The 20,441-nt window shown below is 57.3% G+C and carries 16 protein-coding genes; 14 read left to right on the top strand and 2 right to left on the bottom strand.

What is annotated here, in order from left to right; genetic code table 11:
- The first annotated feature begins 1 nt into the window (after window position 1).
- The 14 genes from nuoE (at window position 2) to nagX (ending at window position 18,728) form a co-directional block, all read left to right on the top strand.
- Window positions 2–511 carry an NADH-quinone oxidoreductase subunit NuoE gene (gene nuoE, locus LPW13_RS02990; RefSeq protein WP_230437967.1) on the top strand — a complete coding sequence of 170 codons (510 nt, stop codon included), beginning with the start codon at window positions 2–4 and terminating at the stop codon, window positions 509–511.
- Complete coding sequence (gene nuoF / locus LPW13_RS02985; protein WP_230437966.1) at window positions 501–1,841, top strand: NADH-quinone oxidoreductase subunit NuoF; 1,341 nt, start codon at window positions 501–503, stop codon at window positions 1,839–1,841. Before nuoE ends, nuoF begins: the two co-directional genes overlap by 11 nt.
- A gap of 123 nt (window positions 1,842–1,964) precedes the next feature.
- The gene (nuoG, locus tag LPW13_RS02980) at window positions 1,965–4,835 is read left to right on the top strand and encodes an NADH-quinone oxidoreductase subunit NuoG (protein WP_230437965.1); all 2,871 of its coding nucleotides are present in this window, start codon (window positions 1,965–1,967) and stop codon (window positions 4,833–4,835) included.
- The gene (gene nuoH / locus LPW13_RS02975; RefSeq protein ID WP_329957923.1) at window positions 4,835–5,809 is read left to right on the top strand and encodes an NADH-quinone oxidoreductase subunit NuoH; all 975 of its coding nucleotides are present in this window, start codon (window positions 4,835–4,837) and stop codon (window positions 5,807–5,809) included. Before nuoG ends, nuoH begins: the two co-directional genes overlap by 1 nt.
- A complete protein-coding gene (nuoI, locus tag LPW13_RS02970; RefSeq protein WP_452308147.1) occupies window positions 5,809–6,321 on the top strand; it encodes an NADH-quinone oxidoreductase subunit NuoI in 513 nt (170 codons plus the stop codon). The genes nuoH and nuoI overlap by 1 nt, the downstream gene beginning before the upstream one ends.
- Before the next feature lie 43 nt (window positions 6,322–6,364).
- Window positions 6,365–6,880: an NADH-quinone oxidoreductase subunit J gene (gene nuoJ, locus LPW13_RS02965; RefSeq protein WP_230437963.1), complete on the top strand. Its 516-nt coding sequence runs from the start codon at window positions 6,365–6,367 to the stop codon at window positions 6,878–6,880.
- A complete protein-coding gene (gene nuoK / locus LPW13_RS02960) occupies window positions 6,870–7,202 on the top strand; it encodes an NADH-quinone oxidoreductase subunit NuoK (RefSeq protein ID WP_230437962.1) in 333 nt (110 codons plus the stop codon). The genes nuoJ and nuoK overlap by 11 nt, the downstream gene beginning before the upstream one ends.
- 1 nt (window position 7,203) lies before the next feature.
- Window positions 7,204–9,093 carry an NADH-quinone oxidoreductase subunit L gene (gene nuoL / locus LPW13_RS02955; protein ID WP_230437961.1) on the top strand — a complete coding sequence of 630 codons (1,890 nt, stop codon included), beginning with the start codon at window positions 7,204–7,206 and terminating at the stop codon, window positions 9,091–9,093.
- A complete protein-coding gene (locus LPW13_RS02950) occupies window positions 9,090–10,697 on the top strand; it encodes a complex I subunit 4 family protein (RefSeq protein WP_230437960.1) in 1,608 nt (535 codons plus the stop codon). Before nuoL ends, LPW13_RS02950 begins: the two co-directional genes overlap by 4 nt.
- Window positions 10,694–12,388 carry an NADH-quinone oxidoreductase subunit N gene (locus tag LPW13_RS02945; RefSeq protein ID WP_230437959.1) on the top strand — a complete coding sequence of 565 codons (1,695 nt, stop codon included), beginning with the start codon at window positions 10,694–10,696 and terminating at the stop codon, window positions 12,386–12,388. Before LPW13_RS02950 ends, LPW13_RS02945 begins: the two co-directional genes overlap by 4 nt.
- A gap of 92 nt (window positions 12,389–12,480) precedes the next feature.
- On the top strand, window positions 12,481–12,939 hold the full coding sequence (locus tag LPW13_RS02940) for a hypothetical protein (RefSeq protein ID WP_230437958.1): 459 nt from the start codon (window positions 12,481–12,483) through the stop codon (window positions 12,937–12,939).
- 377 nt (window positions 12,940–13,316) lie between these two features.
- The gene (locus LPW13_RS02935; RefSeq protein WP_230437957.1) at window positions 13,317–16,424 is read left to right on the top strand and encodes a chitinase C-terminal domain-containing protein; all 3,108 of its coding nucleotides are present in this window, start codon (window positions 13,317–13,319) and stop codon (window positions 16,422–16,424) included.
- A gap of 174 nt (window positions 16,425–16,598) precedes the next feature.
- Window positions 16,599–17,561: a glycoside hydrolase family 16 protein gene (locus LPW13_RS02930; RefSeq protein ID WP_230437956.1), complete on the top strand. Its 963-nt coding sequence runs from the start codon at window positions 16,599–16,601 to the stop codon at window positions 17,559–17,561.
- Between the two features lie 66 nt (window positions 17,562–17,627).
- On the top strand, window positions 17,628–18,728 hold the full coding sequence (gene nagX, locus LPW13_RS02925) for a transmembrane glucosamine N-acetyltransferase NagX (protein WP_230437955.1): 1,101 nt from the start codon (window positions 17,628–17,630) through the stop codon (window positions 18,726–18,728).
- A 68-nt stretch (window positions 18,729–18,796) separates the two neighbouring features.
- Here the strand turns inward: nagX and mutT are convergent, their stop codons facing one another.
- Window positions 18,797–19,210, bottom strand: a complete 414-nt coding sequence (mutT, locus tag LPW13_RS02920) for an 8-oxo-dGTP diphosphatase MutT (protein WP_230437954.1) — start codon at window positions 19,208–19,210, stop codon at window positions 18,797–18,799.
- Window positions 19,210–20,409, bottom strand: coding sequence for a bifunctional glutamate N-acetyltransferase/amino-acid acetyltransferase ArgJ (gene argJ / locus LPW13_RS02915; protein ID WP_230437953.1), 1,200 nt, complete (start codon window positions 20,407–20,409; stop codon window positions 19,210–19,212). The genes mutT and argJ overlap by 1 nt, the downstream gene beginning before the upstream one ends.
- Window positions 20,410–20,441 lie beyond the last annotated feature (32 nt).

Below are 20,441 nucleotides of genomic sequence, written 5' to 3'. Positions count from 1 at the left end.
CATGGAGACCATTACCCCAAGCCTGAGCCCCGAAGAAATCCTCGAAATAGAGCAGGAGGCAGCCCACTACGCGCACAAAAGTGCCGTGGCACTGGAGGCCCTCAGGATCGTACAACACCACCGCGGCTGGGTTTCCGATGGCAGCCTGCAGGCGCTGGCCGACTACCTCGATTATCCGATCGTCGAGCTGGAGGCGTTGGCCACCTACTACCAGCTGATATTTCGCCAGCCCGTCGGGCGCCATGTGATTTATTGCTGCAACAGCGCCAGTTGCTGGATGCTGGGTGGCGGCGCGCTACAACAGCACCTGCAGGAAACCCTGAATATCCGCCCCGGTGAAACTACCGCCGACGAAGTATTTACCCTGCTGGAAACCCCCTGCCTGGGTGACTGTGACAAGGCGCCGGTAATGATGGTCGGCACACAAATGCAGCGCAACCTGACCCGGGACAAGCTGGATACATTGCTCGCTTCGCTCAGATTATCTCCGGGAGGCGAAGATGCCCGGTGAATCCACCCCGCTGGACCGCAATCTGCGCACGCCCCTGACACGGAATATTCACGGTGACGCCGCGGTATCCCTGGAAGCCTATCGCAACAACGGCGGCTACCTCGGATTGCAGCGAGCACTGGATATGGTGCCAGAAAATATCACCGCGCTGGTCCAGGAAGCGGGGCTGCGCGGGCGTGGCGGGGCGGGCTTCAATACCGGGCTCAAGTGGAGTTTTGTCCCGGGCAACGACCAGTACAGCGGTCCCCGTTACCTGATCTGCAATGCGGATGAGATGGAACCAGGCGCCTTCAAGGATCGCTATCTGCTGGAGCGTGATCCGCACCTGTTAATCGAAGGGATGCTCATCGCCGCGTCAGCGATCAATGCCTCTACGGCCTATATCTTTATTCGCGGCGAGTACCATCTCGCCGCACAGCGACTTTCCCATGCACTGGAAGAGGCACACCGCGCCGGTCTACTTGGCAAACGAATACTGGGGCGCGATTTTTCCCTGCAAATCCATGTTCATCGAAGTTCCGGCAACTATATCTGTGGTGAGGAAACCGCGCTGTTAAATGCCCTGGAGGGACGTCGCGCGATCCCGAGAACCAAACCGCCCTTCCCCCAGGTCAGCGGGCTGTGGGGAAAGCCGACCGTCGTCAACAATGTGGAAACTCTGTGTAACCTGCCCTGCCTGTTGGCCCTGGGTGCAGACTGGTACCGGCAGTTGGGACGGGAGGACGATGCTGGCAGCAAACTGTTTGGTGTGAGCGGGCGGGTTAACAACCCCGGGGTGTGGGAACTGCCCATGGGGACCCCGGTACGGGAGATTATTGAAAATCACGCCAGAGGAATGCAGCCCGGGTTCCGCTTGCGGGGCTTTCTGCCCGGTGGAGGTTCTACCGATTTTCTCGCGCCCCGTCACCTGGACCTCCCGATGGACTACGATGTGATAGGCAAAGCCGGCAGTCGCATGGGTACTGGCACGCTAATGATTCTGGACGACCACACCTGCCCGGTGGGACTGGTGCTGAATTTGCAGCGCTTTTTCGCGCGCGAATCCTGTGGCTGGTGCACGCCCTGTCGGGATGGGCTGCCCTGGGTGGTGGAGATACTGGAACGTATCGAGGCCGGTCGCGGAGAAAAACAGGACCTGATCCTGCTGCGGCAGTTGGCACGGCGGATGGCACCGGGTACGACGTTCTGTGCCCTGGCACCGGGTGCTGCGGAGCCACTGCAAAGCAGCCTGAAGCTGTTTCTGAGCGATTACCTGGCGCACATTGTGCAAAGAGGTTGTCCCTACGGACATAGTGCCCGACCGCAATCTGAGCCTGCGTGTGCACACTGACTGCCTGCGCCAAAAATTGCGAAGCGCTCTGAACTAGATAGCGAAAAATCATAACGGGTAAATCAATTCAACGAGCGGCCGCGTATTGATGGCCACATGATTCTGGCAGGGATTGCCAACACCATGGCGACAATAACAATAGATGACCAACATTATGACGTAGACGATGGGCAGAATCTGCTCAGCGCCTGCCTGAGCCTGAAAAAAAACCTGCCCTACTTCTGCTGGCACCCGGCCATGGGCTCTGTGGGCGCCTGCCGTCAGTGTGCCGTTATTCAGTACAAGGATGCAGAGGACCGCAGCGGCAAGCTGGTCATGAGCTGTATGACGCCGGTAAACGATGGCGACATCTTCGCGCTGGAGGACCCGCGCGCGCAGGAATTTCGCGCCGGTATCATCGAGAACCTGATGATCAATCACCCCCATGATTGCCCGGTCTGTGAAGAGGGTGGGGAATGTCACCTGCAGGATATGACCATCATGAGTGGACATACCCTACGTCGCTTTCAGGGGCTGAAGCGCACCCACCACAATCAGTTTCTCGGGCCATTTATCAAGCATGAAATGAACCGCTGTATCGCCTGCTATCGATGTGTACGCTTTTACCGGGACTATGCCGGCGGCACCGACCTGCAGGCACTGGGAAGAAATCATCAGGTGTATTTCGGCCGTCAGGAGGACGGAGTATTGGACAATGGATTCAGCGGCAACCTGGTAGAAGTCTGCCCTACCGGCGTTTTTACCGATAAAACCTTCAGCCGTCACTACGTCAGGAAATGGGACCTGCAGACTGCGCCGTCCGTCTGCGAGCACTGTGCCGTCGGCTGCAATACCGCGCCGGGCGCGCGGCGCGACGGCAAGGGAGCCCCGGCACAGTTGCGCCGGGTAACCAATCTCTTTCACCGCCAGATCAACGGCTACTTTCTATGCGACCGGGGCCGCTTCGGCTATGAATACGTCAATAGCCGCCAGCGTATTTACCGTCCACTGGTCGCGGATACGCAAACCCTGATCCACAGCACCGCAGGAAATAAAAAAGTCCAGCACCCGATGGCGCCCGGCGACGCGGTGGCGAAACTGGCTGATACCCTGGACGCAGCGCGCGCCGGCAAACAGCGCCTGCTCGGCATCGGCTCCAGTCGCAGCGCGCTGGAAAACAACTTCGCCCTGCAATCCACAGTAGGTAAAGAAAACTTCTATGCCGGTATGGACGCCCGCAACCTCGCACTGCTACAGCGCGTAGACCGAATCCAGCGCGACCCGCGTATTCACACGCCGGGCACACCGGATATGGAACAGGCGGATATGCTGCTCGTTCTTGGGGAGGACATCGCCAACACCGCCCCCCGCATTGCCCTGGCATTGCGTCAGGCGGCCCGCAGCCGCCAACGACAGGCCGCGGAAGCGTTGGGTATTCCCCAGTGGCAGGACGATTCCATCCGCCAGCTCACCGGAGAAAAAACCCCGGTGTTGATCACCGCGGTCGAACGCAGTGACCTGGATGACATTGCCACCTGCCGCTTGCACACAACGCCGGAAAAAATTGCAGACCTGGCGCGCGCCCTCACGCAAGCAATAGGGGGGGAATACTCCCTCCCCGAGATCCCCGGGCTTACTGATGACGCATTCTCTGAACTGGTTGCGCAGCTGAAAAAAGCCCGGCGGCCATTGATCGTATCCGGGTGCGGGCTGCAATCCGAAGCGTTACTCCAGGCCGTATCGGAACTGGCTATTGCCATTGCAGAACGAGAACCTTCTGAGCGAGCGCAGTGTCAGCTGTATCTCGCCTGCCCGGACGCCAACAGTCTCGGGCTGGCACAGCTGTGTGATGCGGATAAGCATCTCGACCAACTGAACCAGGAACTTCAGCACCGTCTAAGCGAGAACCGGAAGGACGGGATAAAAACCAGTCTGCTGGTAATGGAAACCGACCTGTACCGCCAGCTGCCACCCTCCACGGCAGAGCAGATACTGGACAGCGTGGATGAAGTGATCCAGCTGGAAGTCATCCACAACCGCACCAGTGCCCGTGCGGATCTCGTCATGCCCGCAGCAGCAATACCGGAATACGAAGGCACGCTGGTCAATAGCAGTGGACTGGCGCAGCGGCATTACGCGGTTTACGAAGGTTCAGGCTGGATTCAGGCCAGCTGGCGCTGGCTGGCAAATGCCGCGGCGGCATGTGCGGCACGGGCTGGCAGTCCGGAGAAAACCGGCCGCCTGCAGGAGTTGGCCCAGTGGCAACACGTCACGCAACTGAGCTGCGCACTGGCCGACAGCTATCCCACACTGGCACCACTGGCGGAGCTGGGGCCGGACTGGGACCAGACCATTGAAGGGCAAAAGACCGCGCGTCAGCCCCACCGCTACAGTGGGCGTACCGCACTGGAGGCGGAGATTCAGGTGGCCGAAGAAAAACCACTACCGGACGCAGACGCACCGCTGTCGTTTTCCATGGAGGGGATTCACTTTGCCAGTCAGTCACCGCTTCAGGTGAACAACTGGGCCCCCGGATGGAACTCCAATCAAGCGATCCACCGCTACCAACCCCGGCCCGGTATGGAGCGCCTTGGCAAGAGCAGTGGCCAGCCCCTCGCTCGCTCCCCGGAAGCCATCGAGACCGGTTTAGCCGAGCGCACAGCGCCCCTGTCGGAAAAAAATGCGATCAAGGAAAACGGGCGACTCCGCGTACTCCCAATCTACCGCATGTTCGGGTCCGGAGAACTGAGCAATCGCGCCGCCGCCATTGCCAGCGTGATCGGTGAGCCTTTCGCGATCATTTCTCCCGAAACACTCAATGCGCTCGGGATTCAGCCAGGCAGCACCATCGAAATACAGCACGGCTCAGATCAATGGCAACTACAGGTGCAGGTTTCCCGGCAATTGGCGCAGGGATACATTGGCATCTGCGCCGGTTTTGAGCATGTTGCGCCGATGTCGGCAAGGTATCTCTCCCCCGCCCAGATTTCCGTGGTGGAAACCGGGAGTGCGTAGTGTCTGAGGCCATCACCCATCATTCACATACCGCCATGACATTGCTGAATATTTTCGGTGTGTTGATCACTGTGGTGCTGCTGGCGGCACTGCTGACCTGGGGAGAACGCCGGCTGTTGGGCTTCTGGCAGGACAGGCCCGGCCCCAACCGGGTCGGCCCTTTTGGCGTACTGCAGGTAGTCGCGGACATGATCAAACTCTTTTTCAAGGAAGACTTCATTCCCCGCTTTGCCGATAAACCGGTGTTTGTACTCGCTCCCACCATTGTCATGGCGACAGCACTGCTCGCGTTTGCAGTGATTCCCTTCAGTCCGGCCGCCGGCGTCATGGACCTGCATATCGGGCTGCTGTTCTTTTTTGCCATGAGCGCCATGGCGGTCTACAGCGTGGTGCTGGGCGCTTATGCGTCCGGCAACAAGTATGCATTGCTGGGGGGACTGAGGGCGGCCGCACAGACCGTCAGCTATGAAGTGTTTATGGGGCTGTCTCTGATGGGGGTGGTGATGCTGGCGGGCAGTTTCGATCTGCGGGAAATCGTCGCCGCGCAGCAGCAAGGCTGGTTCCTGCTGCCACAGATGCTCGGGTTTGCGATTTTCCTGATTGCCGGCGTTGCCGAAAGTCACAGACTACCATTTGATTTACCCGAAGCAGAGCACGAGCTCACCGCGGGTTATCACACCGAGTATTCCGGCATGAAGTTTGGCTTATTCTTTGTCGGCGAGTACCTGTCTGTCATCCTGATATCAGCGCTGATTACCACGCTGTTTCTCGGCGGCTGGCTGGGTCCCTGGCTGCCACCGCTCGTGTGGTTTCTATTAAAAACCATGCTGCTGGTGGCGCTGTTCATTCTTTTGCGCGCTGCCCTGCCACGCCCGCGCTACGATCAACTGATGGCGTTCGGCTGGAAAGTCATGCTGCCTCTGGCGCTACTGAACTTACTGGTAACCGGCGGGGTGCTTGTATGGCGGGTCTGATGAGCATCCTACGCAGCCTGTGGCTGGTGTTTCGCCATCTGTTCCGGCGCCGGGTCACGGTGGAATATCCAGACGAACAACCCTACCTCGCCCCGCGTTACCGCGGCCGTATCGTTCTCACCCGAGACCCCGATGGCGATGAACGCTGTGTGGCCTGTAATCTGTGCGCCGTGGCCTGTCCGCCGGATTGTATCTCGCTGCAAAAAACCGAGGATGAAGATGGCCGCTGGCGCCCGGCCTTTTTCCGGATCAATTTTTCCCGCTGCATTATGTGCGGTCTGTGTGAAGATGCCTGCCCCACCTATGCCATTCAACTGACACCGGATTTCGAGATGAGCGAATACGATCGTCAGAACATGGTGTACGAGAAAGAAGATTTGCTGATCAACGGACCGGGCAAGTATCACGACTACAGTTTCTATCGGCACGCAGGCAAAAGCATTGCCGGCAAGCCCAAAGGCGATTCCGAGCACGAACAGCAACCCGTGAATATCAAAAGCCTGAACCTGTGAACAATCAAACACACTTTCAAATTTCCGAGAACTCTGAATCAAAATGAGCGAAGTTTTCTTTTATATCACAGCGGGTATCGCACTGATCGCTACAGGTATGGTAATTGTCAGTCGCAACGCGGTGCACGCACTGTTGGAACTCATCGTGTCGTTACTGGCAGTCGCCATTATTTTTTATCTGCTGGGGGCCGCCTTTGCTGCCGCACTACAGGTAATCGTGTATGCCGGTGCGATCATGGTTCTGATGGTATTTGTCATCATGATGCTCAATCAGGGGGCGCGCACCACGGCGCAGGAACAACAGTGGTTACAGGGCCAGAACTGGTGGCTCCCCGCTGTGCTCGCGAGCGTACTCCTGATTCAGTTACTGTACCTGATGTGGGGAACTGACTCCGGTCAGGGGAGCAAGGCGCCGGTTACCCCGAAAAGCGTGGGAATCGCACTATTCAGCGAATATTTGCTCGCGGTCGAGCTGGCTTCGCTGGTTCTGCTCGCCGGACTGGTGGGCGCCTTTCATCTGGCCGCGGGTACAGGAGGCACTTTTTCAGATGCCCCCTGAAACCGCCAGTACCCTTCAACAGATTCCACTGGTTCACGGCCTGATATTTGCCGCAATACTGTTCTGTGTCGGTATTGTCGGTCTGTTGGTTCGACGCAACATTCTGTTTACGTTGATGAGCCTGGAGATCTGTACGAACGCGGCCGCGCTCGCTTTCGTTTTGGCTGGCGCACACTGGGGCAGTGCCGATGGTCAGGCGATGTACGTCCTGATCATCACGATTGCCGCGGCGGAAATTGCTATTGCGCTGGCGCTGGTGCTGCAATTGTATCGGCACCACTACACACTCGACATCGATCAAATCAAGGCTATGCGGGGGTGAAATGGAACTTCCAATCCCGCTGCTGGCCATACTCATTCCGCTGTGTCCATTGCTGGGCTTCATACTTTTTGTCACTGCGCCGATTCTGTTCCGTCGACCTCTTAAGGAGGCCACAGTAGCCGTCATTGGCATAGGATCGGTGGGCATCGCCGCACTTACCTGTGGAGGTATAAGCGCGCAGTTTATTGCGCAAGAGCTCTCCTACGTCCAGGTGCCATTGTGGCAATGGACTGCGACGGCGCCACTTACGCTGGATTTTGCCTTTTATCTGGATGCCCTCACCCTGACGATGCTGGCGGTCATTACCGGTGTTGGCCTGTTAATCCATATTTACGCTGCCGGCTACATGCATGGTGATGATGGTTACCAGCGTTTCTTTGCTTATCTCAACCTGTTTGTCTTCGCGATGACGGTACTGGTGCTGGCAGATAGTCTCCTACTGCTGTACCTGGGTTGGGAAGCCGTCGGGCTGTGCAGTTTTCTGTTGATCGGTTTCTGGTACCGCAACGCCGACAACGGTCGCGCTGCCAGTAAGGCCTTTCTGGTCACCCGAGTCGGCGATACTGCTTTACTCGTGGGTCTTATCGTTTTGTACTGGCAGTTCGGCACGCTGCGTATTCAGCCGCTGATGGAAGCGGTTCGGACACCGGGTGTTTCCGAGCCGATTTTCACACTCTGCGCACTGCTGTTGCTTGCAGGCGCAGCGGGAAAATCGGCTCAGGTACCCTTGCAAACCTGGCTGCCGGATGCGATGGCCGGGCCCACCCCCGTGAGCGCACTGATTCACGCGGCGACGATGGTCACCGCCGGCGTCTACCTGATCGCACGCTGTCACGAACTGTTTCTGCGCTCCGAGTTCGCGCTGCTGGCGGTGGCCACCATTGGCGCCGTTACCCTGCTGATTGCCGGTTGCAGTGCACTGGTGCAATCCGATATCAAGCGGGTGCTCGCCTATTCCACCATCAGCCAACTCGGGTATATGTTTGTCGCCCTGGGTACCGGCGCATTTTCCGCGGCGATATTCCACCTGGTCACCCACGCGTTCTTCAAGGCATTGCTGTTCCTTGCCGCAGGCATGGTGATACTCCATGTCCACCACCGCCAGTCACTCGCTGCCATGGGTGGCCTGCGCAGATCCCTGCCATTACTGTGTATCAGTTTCGCCATTGGCTGTGCGAGTCTTGCCGCGCTGCCACTCACTGCGGGCTATTTCAGCAAAGAGGAGATCCTCGCCAATGTCTGGCACGCCGGTCCGCATTGGCTGTGGTGGATGTCCATCAGCGGTGCCATCATCACCGGGATGTATAGTTTTCGGCTGTTTTTCCGGGTGTTCTGCGGACCAGCACCGTCCGAGCACAGTACCGACGCTGGGGTTACCCCCCACACTTTGGCAACGGCACTACAGAACCGGCTGATGGGCACTGCTATTGTGGTGCTTTCGCTGTTGGCGTTATTTGGTGGGTTTATATCGCTTCCGCTGGAATCTGTATTCGGTGACGCCCAACACCCGCAGGTGTCCCATTGGATAAGCGCAGCAGGAAGCCTGGCGCCGCTGCTCGGTGTTGTGATCGGTTGGTTCCTGGTTCGGCAGCACCCCGATCACTCCGGTGCAACCGCACAGTCCCGTTTCGGACAATTTCTGTTGGATGGCTGGGGCTTTGATCGGCTGTATCAATGGCTGTTGGTAAACCCCTTTCTCTGGCTCAGTCGTATCAATCGCAGTGACTTTATCAACTGCCTGTATCAATGGGTCGCCAACACGAGCCTGAAAATAAATGCCCAGCTGTCCCGCAGCCAGAATGGCGTCCTGCGCTGGTACCTGACCACGCTGGTCACCGCCATCATACTGATGCTGCTGGTCGCCATTATTTTCTCGGCGAGGGCACCATGACGCTGGTAGCGATCGTGAGCCTGTTGTTTGTGGGTGGCCTGTTGGCCTGTTTCGCAGAGTACCTGCGTGCCGGGGCCGCACGCTGGCTGGCAGTGATCAGCGTGTTGTCAGCACTGCTGTTACTGGGGCGCTACCTGCCTAATGCGATGCAAGTACTTCACGGTGAAACGCCCCGTGCAGATCAGGTATGGGACCACCTCCAGGTGTTGTGGATTCCCCGGTTTGGCATCCACTTTGCTGTCGCCATCGACGGCCTCAGCTTTCTCATGTTATCGCTGACATTGATTGCCGGGCTATTTGGTCTCTGGATGTGCTGGCGCGAGCGGCGGTTCGGTGAGGGGTTCTACTACGCCAATTATCTGTGGGTACTGGCGGGCGTGGTCGGGGTTTTCTGTGCGCGCGACCTGTTCCTCTTTTTCTGTTTCTGGGAAGTCATGCTGGTTCCGATGTCACTGCTGATTGCGCTGTGGGGACATGGACAAAAAAACCGTGCGGCTATACAGTTTTTTATCTTTACACAGGCCAGCAGTCTCTTTTTATTGATCGCGATCATTGGCGTGGTACTGACACATTTCCGACAAACGGGAGAAGTCAGTTTCTTACCCGCTGAATTGTCACAAACCCTGCTGTCGAGTTTTTCCAGCAGCAACACTGCATTCTGGCTGATGCTGGGTTTCTTTGTTGCGTTCGCGGTAAAGCTCCCGATCATTCCCTTTCACCCATGGCTGCCAGACGCGCACACTCAGGCACCCACCGCAGGTAGTGTGTTGCTTGCCGCCATCCTGTTGAAGACCGGTGCCTATGGATTGATCCGTTTTACCCTGCCGCTGTTTCCGGAAGCCAGTTTGACCTTCGCGCCAATGGCTGCGGGCCTTGGGGTTGCGGGGATCTTGTACGGCGCGTTGATGGCCTTTGCCCAGACCGATGTAAAGCGGCTAGTGGCCTATTCCAGTATCAGCCATATGGGTTTTGTGTTGCTGGGCATCTACAGCTTTACTGCTATTGGACTGCAGGGCGCAGTGGCACAGATGGTGGCCCACGGTCTCAGTACGGCGGCGCTGTTCGGGCTCGCTGGAGTACTGCAGGCCCGGTTTCACACGCGGGACATGCTGGTACTCGGTGGCCTCTCGGTGCAGATGCCGCGGTGGGCGGCAATGCTGCTGTTCTTTACGGTGGCGGCCATGGGATTGCCCGGGCTGGCAAACTTCGTGGGTGAATTACTCGCGCTGATGGGCAGTTTCAAACTTCACCCCTGGATGACGGTGCTGGCCACCGGTGGGTTGATTGGGTCCGCCCTCTACGGCCTGAAACTGATTCGGCAGTTACTTTTTGGAACACCGCGAGCACAGCATCCGACACCCCCGCAGTCCCTGATCAATAATGATCTACTGCGACATGAAATGCTCGCCCTGGCGTTACCGCTACTGCTGTTGATCGGACTCGGTCTGTCCCCGCAACTGATGCTCCGACAGTCCGCCGCGTGGACGGAAATAATCGTGGAACGCGTCAACTTGAGCAGCGAACAGGATACAGATCGGAAGCCCCATACCGATCAGGGCCGGAGACAACTTGAACAGGCTGACTCTCGGGGAGGCAGGCAATGACCCTTGCACAATTCTCTGCGCTGCTTTTACCTCTGTCGCCCATTCTGATTCTCGCCGCGGGAACACTCGTACTATTGTTGCAGATTGCATTTATCCGACACCACGGTGCCGCGTTGACCACCGCGTTAATGACAATGATGATCGCCGCCATCGATTGCCTGTTCCGCCTGAACGCGGAAAGCACGCTTCCCACGCCCGTCACTTCCCTGGTCCGCATAGACCACTATGCGTTGTTCTTTTTTCTGCTATTCCTATTTATCGCCACGATAGTTGCACTGTTGGGTTACCACCATCTCAAGGCGAGATGTTCGGCTCCCGCCTACTCCGCCCCCCCCCGAAACGGCACACGCCGAGGCCCGGCGGAGTTCTATGTATTACTGCTGCTGGCAACACTGGGGGCGTGTATCCTAGTGTGTGCACATCACTTTGCCAGCTTTATCCTCGCGCTTGAACTGCTGGGAATGGCATTGTATCCACTACTTGGGTTCACGATTCCTTTTGTCATTTCATATGCACCACCGCAAGTGAAGTCACAACCCGATCGGGTTCCACAAGATGGTTCCTCCTCCACCAGCCACCGCTCTCACTGTCCTGCCATCCCCCTGCGCGAGCAATCCTATGCCCTGGAATCCGCGCTCAAGTACCTGGTGCAATCGGCGCTGGCGACCGCACTGGCATTGTTCGGTATAGCGATGATTTACGCTGCTACGGGCAGCCTGACATTCACGCCCGGTCCGCTAGAAATACTACAGAATAACAATCAGGACTTTCTGATATTTACCGGGGGATATGCCCTTTTATTGTGTGGCGTCGGCTTCAAGCTTTCTCTGGTGCCTTTTCATATCTGGACCGCCGATGTGTATGAGGGAGCCCCCACACCGGTTACCGCGCTGTTGGCAACACTTGCAAAAGTTTCACTGCTGGCCCTGCTGTTTCGGCTGTTTCACAGCGCATCTCCAGAGTATCTGTCTCTTTATCAGTCACCCGCGCTGATCGCCATGCTGTCGCTATTCGCAATAGCCAGCATGCTGGTGGGCAATCTGCTGGCCTTGCGACAGAACAACATCAAACGTCTGCTCGCCTACAGCTCCATCGCGCATATGGGATATCTTTTGGTGGCTTTTCTCGTGGCCGGGGCAACCATTGCCAAAGAGGCAATGGTGTACTACCTCATTGCCTATACCATCACCACTCTGACTGCTTTTGCCGTGGTAAGTCTGGTCTGTGATACAGCGCTGCCTCACACACCCGGCGGAAGCCAACCGCTCCCCGCGACATTGGATCCGATGCAACGGGCCTTTTACCGTGGCCTGATGTGGCGAGCGCCGGTCACCGCGACCTGCTTCGCCATTGCGCTGCTATCACTCGCTGGCATTCCGCTGACTATCGGGTTTGTGGGGAAGTTTTACCTGATCGCCGCCGGCGTCGAGGGGGAGCGGTGGTGGCTGCTGTATATCCTGGTCGCGGGCAGTGCTTTGGGCCTTTTCTACTACCTCAAGCTACTGCTCACCCTCGTACAGCCAGAGAAAGAAGGCTCAGACCTCCGAGAAACATTGCGGGCGCCACTGCTTTTAACCGGGCAACCACTCATTTCCCGCTCCGGTGTGGCAATTTTGTTGCTGCTCACCGGGCTACTATTGATTTTCGGTATTTACCCGCAACCCTTGATCAATGGAATAAATGCACTATAAACAGTAGTAGACGTAAAAATACATGACACACATTCCTCGGCCACTCCAATCGGGAAAACTATAATCAAAGTGATTAACAAGTAGGCGCAACGATGAAGACATTCAAACAGGCTCACGAAGTGCTCAAAGATGCCCAACAGTTTCATCTGGATATGGCTGGAATCTATCAACAGCTACTGGACAACGCGGAAGATAAACGCACTCAACTGCTACTGAAGCATCTGCACGAGCACGAACTCCGCATGGCCAACAACCTGAAGAATTACGGCGCCATTGCAGAGCAGGAAGTCATGAAAACCTGGTTGCAATATACCCATGAGGAGTCGGCCAAGGATCTGGTTAAAAACCTCTATCTCAGCGATAAACCCAGTATCGAGGAAATCAACAAGCTCGGCCAGGAAGTGGACAGCTACTTCTCGGACCTGTACCACGGTGTTTACGAATGCATCGAGTCTGAGGAAGTCAAAAAAGTATTTGAAAACCTCAAACAGATTCAGGATCAGGAGCGCGTCACCCTATCCAAGGCCACCAATTCACTCTGGGACATGTAGCAGTCTATAACCTGGCTGGCGGGAGGCTTTGCAGGTAGCTGCACTCGTCTGCGCCAGCGGAAATGATCAGGAAAAGTAACTTAAACCTTACAGATACGATAATTCAGTGCGGTCACCCGCCCCCTCCGCGCCTTCGGTACCCCGCTATCACCCCCGTTCGCGAACAGCTATCTCACAGTCAGGACGTGAAGTAAGCCGCAGCTCAGGGAAAAACCGCGCGAAAGTGGCGTCAATATCACCAATTATTGCGATTTGATGAATCCTCCTGTTGCCTTGCTCATTCCTCATTGATATTTTTGACAGCGATGTCATTTGAGTGGCGCCGCAGTATCGCGTCGTAAATCTATAAGAATAATCTGCCGCAAGGTGATCAAAATATGTTCAACAACAAGCTGACGCTGGGTGTTATCGCCGCAGCCATGCTATCTGCGGGGCACGCCTATGCCGCCGTGGACTGCACCAACCTCCCCGAGTGGAATACCTCCAGCGCCTATAGTGGCGGCGCACAGGTTAAACACGCCGGCGATGCCTATGAAGCCAACTGGTGGACTCAGGGCCAGGCCCCATCCCAGCACTCCGGCCAGTATCAGGAATGGCGCTTCATCGACAACTGCGGTTCCACCGTTGACCCGGTACCACCGACGGGTTCAATCACAGCCCCCAGTGACGGTTCTTCTGTGACCGAAAATGACAACGTTGTCATATCCGTTTCTGCGAACGACTCGGATGGCCAGGTCACATCCGTGGCGTTCTATGTGGACGGCACCCTGATCGACACCGACACCAGCGCGCCCTGGGAAGCCAACTGGAGCGCGGAGCCCGGAAGCCCAAGCTTCACCGCCGTAGTCACCGACAGCGACGATCTCCAGACCACCACTGCCGCAGTCTCCATCACCGTTGAACCGGAGCAACAGGGTCCACAGCCACCAAGCGTCGACATTACCGCGCCCGCAGACGGCTCCAGTCATACCACCGGCAGCACCCTGACCATCAGCGCCAGCGCATCCGACAGCGACGGCAGTGTGGAACAGGTGGCGTTCTATGTGGACGGCTCCCTGATCGCCACAGACACCAGTGCGCCCTACAGCGTCGACTGGACCGCGATCCTCGGCGATCACGTGCTCTCCGCGGTCGCCACAGACAACGACGGCCTGAATGCCAGTGCGGAAAGCGGCATCACCGTCGAAGATGAACCGGTGGTGATTACTGAACATCCCTGCCGTCCCGACGGTCTCTACACCTCCCCCGGCACTGCGCCCAACTACTGCGATATTTATGATCAGGATGGCCGCGAAGTGATGGGCGCCGATCACCCGCGCCGCATCATCGGCTACTTCACCAGTTGGCGGAACGGTGCCAACGGTCAGCCCAGCTATCTGGTAAAAGACATTCCCTGGGACAAGATCACCCATATCAACTACGCCTTTGCCCACGTGGGCAGTGACTATTCTGTCTCCGTCGGCAACACCGACAACCCGGACAACCCTGCCACCGGTATGGAATGGCCCGGCGTTGCCGGCGCGGAAACCGATCCGGACTACCCCTACAAAGGCCACTTCAACCAGCTTTCCAAATACAAGGAACAGCACCCCGAAGTGAAAACCCTGGTCTCTGTCGGCGGTTGGGCGGAAACCGGCGGCCACTTCAATGACAACGGTGATCGCGTGGCCGATGGTGGCTTCTACACCATGACCACCAATGCCGATGGCAGTATCAACCATCAGGGTATTGAAGCCTTCGCCAACTCCTCCGTGGACTTTATCCGCGAGTACGGTTTTGACGGGGTAGATATCGATTACGAATACCCCACCACCATGAACGACGCCGGCAACCCGCTGGATTTCGGTATTGCCAATCCCCTGCGCGGCTCACTGATGGAATCCTACGTGGAACTGATGCGGGTACTGCGCGAGAAGCTGGACCAGGCCGGTGAAGAAGACGGCACGCACTACATGCTGACCATCGCCTCGCCCTCTTCCGGATACCTGCTGCGCGGTATGGAAACCATGCCGATCACTCAGTATCTGGATTACGTCAACATCATGACCTACGACCTGCACGGGGCGTGGAATGAATACGTCGGGCACAACTCCGCCCTGTTCGACAACGGCGAAGACCCGGAACTGGCGGCGGCCAGCGTGTACAGCACGTCACAGTACGGCGGCATCGGTTACCTGAACATTGATTGGGCAGTGAAGTATTTCCGCGGCTCCATGCCCGCGGGCCGGATCAATATCGGCATTCCCTACTACACCCGCGGCTGGCAGGGCGTCTCCGGTGGCAACAACGGTCTCGGCGGCACTGCCGCATTACCGTCACAGTCCGAGTGTCCGGAAGGCACCGGCGGTGCGGCGGACTGCGGTAACGGTGCCATCGGCATCGACAATATGTGGCACGACAAGAACAGCATGGGCGAAGAAATGGGCGCAGGCTCCAATCCCATGTGGCATGCCAAAAACCTGGAAGAAGGGATCCTCGGCAGCTATGTCACCGATTACGGGCTCGACCCGGTCAATGATCCTGACGATGCACTGACAGGTACCTACATACGCCACTACGACAGTGTTTCCGAAGCACCGTGGCTGTGGAACGCGGACAAAAATGTGTTCATTTCCACCGAGGACGAAGAGTCCATGGATGCCAAGGTGCAGTATGTGATCGACCAAGGCGTTGGCGGCATCATGTTCTGGGAGTTGGCTGGCGACTACGACTGGGACGCAGCCAATGGCGAGTATTTCATGGGCGACACCCTGACCACGCTCGCCTACGACAAGTTCGCCAATGCCAGCGATTACCGTCACCTGCGCACCGACCGCGATGTGCCGCAGGAAGCACTGGATATCGACATCGAGATCACCGGATTCAAACTGGGTGACCAGAACTATCCGCTGAACCCGAAACTGTATATCACCAACAATACCGGCGCCCCGCTACCCGGCGGCACCGTATTCGAGTTCGATATGCCCACTTCTACGTCCAACATCATCACCGACCAGAGCGGTGCCGGTCTGGAAGTGATCGAAGATGGCGCCAACAGCGGTGGCGGCAACGTCGGCGGCCTGGAAAATGAATTCCACCGCGTGCGTTTCAGCCTGCCGGAGTGGCAGGAACTGGCGGACGGCGAATCCTGGGACATGACGCTGAACTACTACCTGCCAGTGTCGGGGCCGCAGGCCTATACCGTGACCGTCGACGGCACCGACTATGCACTGGCGTTTGAGTACCCCGACCTGCCACTGGCGGAACTGAGCAGCGGTGGCGGCAGTTCCAGCGGCGGTAGCAGTGGCGGCGGCAGCGGCCAGAGCTGCGGCGATGCCGGTGTCAGCACCGCAGGCCTGGTGACCTATCCAGAGTGGCCCAACGGCAACCACGCTGCCGGCGGCGACCGCATTATCCACAACGGCAGCGTCTTTGAAGCCAACTGGTGGACGCAATCGGAACCGAGCGCCGCCGATGGTAGCTGGGATCTGCTGTGCGATATCTGACTGTTAACTCTGATGGTTAACAATGAACCCAAAGGCCGGTTTAAAAGACTGGCCGCCTCTCACAGGATGAATAAATAAAGTTCTCTCTGCGTTGTGACCGATAGGAAATGCTCCTATTTTTCGCCCCGGTTCCGGCCGGGGCTTTTTTTGTTTTTAATCGGCAAGGAAATCTCCATGAACTATTTTTTCCCACATCTGAAACAGCCAGTTGCCAGTATCCTCAGTGGGCTCGCAATCGGAGCATTTGCGCTCGGAGGCTGCAGTAAGGAGGAAGTCACAGTAGCCGAGACTGGCGCAATCAGTGAAAAGATATTTTTTGACGATTTCTCTTACCAGTCTCTGCAAGAGATGCGTGAAAATCAGTGGAAAGTACGTACCGAGAGCGGTCACCCCGGCGTCGCCAACGCCCGCTGGTCTGCAGACGGTATCAGTTTCCTCAAGGAGAGGGATTCCGAAAACACACTGCTGCGCATGACTTCATCTACCGATGGCAGTGGCGAGAACACACAGCACACCCAGTTCTGCCATCAGCGTAAATACCTGTCCGGCACCTACGCCGCGCGGGTCTTCTTCCGCGATGAGCCTGTCTCCGGTCCCGACGGCGATCAGATTATTGAAACCTTCTACACCATCAGCCCGCTCAAGGCGCCGATGGACCCGGACTACAGTGAAATGGACTTCGAGTATCTCGCCAATGGTGGCTGGGGAGAGCCCGACAACGCCCTGTTCGCGACCAGCTGGGAAACCTTCAAGTTAGACCCGTTTGTAAAGGACAACGAATACACAACCAAACCCGGCAGTTTCGCAGGCTGGCACACACTGGTGCTACAGGTGGCGGACGACAAGCTTCGTTACTACGTCGATGGCGAGCAATTTGCCGAGCACAGTGAACATGTTTACCCGGAAGAACCCATGTCGATCAACTTCAACCTGTGGTTTACCCAGGAGGGACTGATCGACTCTGACGAAGTCCGGACTTATCAGCAGGAGGTGGACTGGGTGTATCACATTGCCGACGAAGTCCTGAGTCCCGCTGAGGTCGAGCACAAGGTCAGCGCACTGCGCGCAGATCAGGTAGCATTTACCGATAGTGTGCCCGACTGGGAGCCCAAATTGCCGTCACCTTGTGGCCTGTAAACAACATTAACCCGATGTGCGGAGCCCCGCTCCGCAGTCCCATGACTGAATATTGAAGTAGTTATTATGGTCAGCAAAAAACAACGCCTCGCATCGGTAGACGCCCTGCGCGGTTTCGACATGTTCTGGATCATCGGCGGCGAGGCACTATTTCTGCCCTTGTTCGCGTTAACCGGCTGGTCTGTTTTCCACTTTGGCCATGGCCAGATGCAGCACACTCAATGGCACGGGTTCAGTTTCTACGATCTGATATTCCCGCTGTTCATCTTCCTCTCCGGCGTCACCCTGGGACTCGCCAACAAATCGCTCCGCGGCCTCCCGGTGAGCGATCGGGCACCGGTGTACCGCAAAGCAGTAAAGCGTCTGTTCCTGTTGATTCTGTTGGGGGTTGTCTACAACCATGGTTGGGGAAGCGGTATTCCCGCTGATCTCGGCGAAGTCCGCTACGCGAGCGTATTGGCCCGCATCGGTTTTGCGTGGTTTTTCGCCGCGATGATTGTATGGCACTGTACCCTGCGCACGCAGTCTGTGATTGCCGTGACGATTTTGCTTGGTTACTGGCTGTTACAAACACTCTTCGGCAACCTCACGCCAGAAGGCTCTGTGAATGCGTGGGTGGATCAGCATGTTCTGCCCGGTATCACATACCAGAATCGCGCCTATGATCCAGAGGGCGTTCTCTCTACGATACCCGCGATCGCCAATGCCCTGGGTGGTGTATTCGCCGGCCGCTGGCTTGCGCATCACAGTGGCGATCACAAGGCAATCCTCAAGGGGCTGTTCATGGCTGCGACGGTCAGCCTGCTGGCTGGATTCCTGTGGCACTGGGTGTACCCGGTCAACAAGGAGCTGTGGACCAGCTCGTTTGTACTGATCACCTGTGGTTGCTGCCTGTTGTTACTGGGGATTTTCTATCTGGTGGTGGATGTGTGGCACTGGAAGCGGTTCACCTACATCTTCTCAGTGATTGGTTGCAATGCCATTCTTGTTTACTTGGGAACCAGCCTGGTGAACTGGCAGTACAGCAGTAAAAGCCTGTTTGGTGGGATTGCGGCGGCGCTACCACAACAGGCTGCGGGTACCTTCTTGATTGCCTGTGGTGTGATTCTTTTGCAATGGCTGGTACTGCGCTTTCTGTACAAGCGAGGCATCTTTATCAGCCCCTGAATGGCTCCGGGACAACCGTTGGGTGGAAGTCGATTGCGGATATAGGCGCAGCGCATCCACCCAACGGATTACGAACCCAGTTTTGCCTGCACCGCCTCGACAATTGGCTGATTGGCATCGGGAAAATGGTAATCCGCAAGCGCTGAGGCACTGACCCAGGCCAACTGTTGCCCTTCCACACCGGCCGGTTCACCGGAAAATTCCGTCACACACCAGGTATCCAGAAACACCTGCTTGTCCCCGTAATCGTGGCGCACCTCAATCAGCTTTTCCATCGACACCACATCAATCGCCAGCTCCTCGCGCAGCTCCCGCGACATCGCCTGCTGGATGGTCTCCTCGGGTTCGACCTTGCCCCCGGGAAACTCCCAGCGCCCGCCCATATGCAAATGGTCTGGACGCTTGGCGAGCAGAATCCGGCTGTCGGCGCCGAGAATCACACCAACGGCGACATGTACGTGCTTTTTCTGTCCTTCCGCCATCAGGTCCGATACTCCGCATTGATGGTCACATACTCGTGGGAGAAATCGCAGGTCCAGATATGCTCGCAGGCATCGCCGCGCTGCAGATCCACCGTGATGGTGAACTCGCCCTGATCAAATACTTTCTGCCCAGCGTCTTCGGTATAAGCCTCCGCACGGCCGCCGGCGTCAACGATCTGAACGTCATCAAGGAAAATGCCCACCTTGCTGACATCCAGGTTGTCGATACCCGCATTGCCCACCGCCATCACCAGCCGCCCCCAGTTGGGATCAGAGGCGTACAAAGCAGTTTTCACCAGCGGGGACTCACCGATTTCAAACGCCACCCGCAAAGCTTCCGCCGGGCTCTTGGCGTTGTTGACTTGAATGGTGACAAACTTGGTCGCACCTTCACCGTCGCGCACAATGGCCTGGGCCAGTTCGATATGCACGTCTGTTATTGCCGCTTTCAGCTGCGCATAGGCTTCGCTGTTGGTATCGGCGATGGGCGCGCCGGTGGCGCCACTTGCGATCAGGACACAAGCGTCATTGGTCGAGGTATCGCCGTCGACACTGATGCGGTTGAACGACGCCGCCACCGCCTCTTTCACCAGCTGATCCAGCATCGGTTGCGGTACCGCCGCATCCGTCGCCACATAGGCCAGCATGGTGGCCATATTGGGCTGGATCATGCCGGCGCCCTTGGCCATGCCGGTCACCACAATCTGTTCACCGGCGATCTCCACGCTGCGGGACGCGGTTTTAGGGCGCGTGTCCGTAGTCATGATCGCGCGGGATGCTGCATCCCAGGCATCGATACCAAGTGCCGCTGCCGCCTTGGGAATCCCATCAAGCAGCTTTTGCAACGGCAGGTGCTCTCCAATCACACCGGTACTGAACGGCAACACCTGGCGTGCTTCAATGTTCATTGCCTCGGCCACAGCCTCACAACAGCGACGCGCATCTGCGAGACCGCGCTCGCCGGTGGCGGCATTGGCGTTGCCGGCATTGATCAGCAACGCACGGATATCGCCCTGGGCAATGTGCTCTCTGGCAACAATCACCGGTGCTGCACAGAAGGCGTTCTGGGTAAACGTGGCTGAGACACTGCCGCCTTTGGCAATCTCGATCAGCAGTAAATCGTCCCGCTGCCAGTTCTTGATCTGTGCCGGCACCGCACCGAGACGGACACCGGGAACCTGTGACAATGACTGCACCATGGTTTTTGCCTTGTGATAAACAGTTGAATCAA

Source organism: Microbulbifer celer (assembly GCF_020991125.1).
Classification (GTDB): domain Bacteria; phylum Pseudomonadota; class Gammaproteobacteria; order Pseudomonadales; family Cellvibrionaceae; genus Microbulbifer; species Microbulbifer celer.
Note: the sequence above shows the minus strand (reverse complement) of the source record. Positions and strands in the feature narration are given on the sequence as shown.

Coding starts and splice junctions, on each gene's coding strand:
- nuoJ (WP_230437963.1), top strand. CDS start 6,365: ATGAGCGAAGTTTTCTTTTATATCACAGCGGGTATCGCACTGATCGCT.
- LPW13_RS02935 (WP_230437957.1), top strand. CDS start 13,317: ATGTTCAACAACAAGCTGACGCTGGGTGTTATCGCCGCAGCCATGCTA.
- LPW13_RS02940 (WP_230437958.1), top strand. CDS start 12,481: ATGAAGACATTCAAACAGGCTCACGAAGTGCTCAAAGATGCCCAACAG.
- argJ (WP_230437953.1), bottom strand. CDS start 20,409: ATGGTGCAGTCATTGTCACAGGTTCCCGGTGTCCGTCTCGGTGCGGTG.
- LPW13_RS02945 (WP_230437959.1), top strand. CDS start 10,694: ATGACCCTTGCACAATTCTCTGCGCTGCTTTTACCTCTGTCGCCCATT.
- LPW13_RS02930 (WP_230437956.1), top strand. CDS start 16,599: ATGAACTATTTTTTCCCACATCTGAAACAGCCAGTTGCCAGTATCCTC.
- nuoK (WP_230437962.1), top strand. CDS start 6,870: ATGCCCCCTGAAACCGCCAGTACCCTTCAACAGATTCCACTGGTTCAC.
- nuoL (WP_230437961.1), top strand. CDS start 7,204: ATGGAACTTCCAATCCCGCTGCTGGCCATACTCATTCCGCTGTGTCCA.
- LPW13_RS02950 (WP_230437960.1), top strand. CDS start 9,090: ATGACGCTGGTAGCGATCGTGAGCCTGTTGTTTGTGGGTGGCCTGTTG.
- nagX (WP_230437955.1), top strand. CDS start 17,628: ATGGTCAGCAAAAAACAACGCCTCGCATCGGTAGACGCCCTGCGCGGT.
- nuoI (WP_452308147.1), top strand. CDS start 5,809: ATGAGCATCCTACGCAGCCTGTGGCTGGTGTTTCGCCATCTGTTCCGG.
- nuoF (WP_230437966.1), top strand. CDS start 501: ATGCCCGGTGAATCCACCCCGCTGGACCGCAATCTGCGCACGCCCCTG.
- nuoE (WP_230437967.1), top strand. CDS start 2: ATGGAGACCATTACCCCAAGCCTGAGCCCCGAAGAAATCCTCGAAATA.
- mutT (WP_230437954.1), bottom strand. CDS start 19,210: ATGGCGGAAGGACAGAAAAAGCACGTACATGTCGCCGTTGGTGTGATT.
- nuoG (WP_230437965.1), top strand. CDS start 1,965: ATGGCGACAATAACAATAGATGACCAACATTATGACGTAGACGATGGG.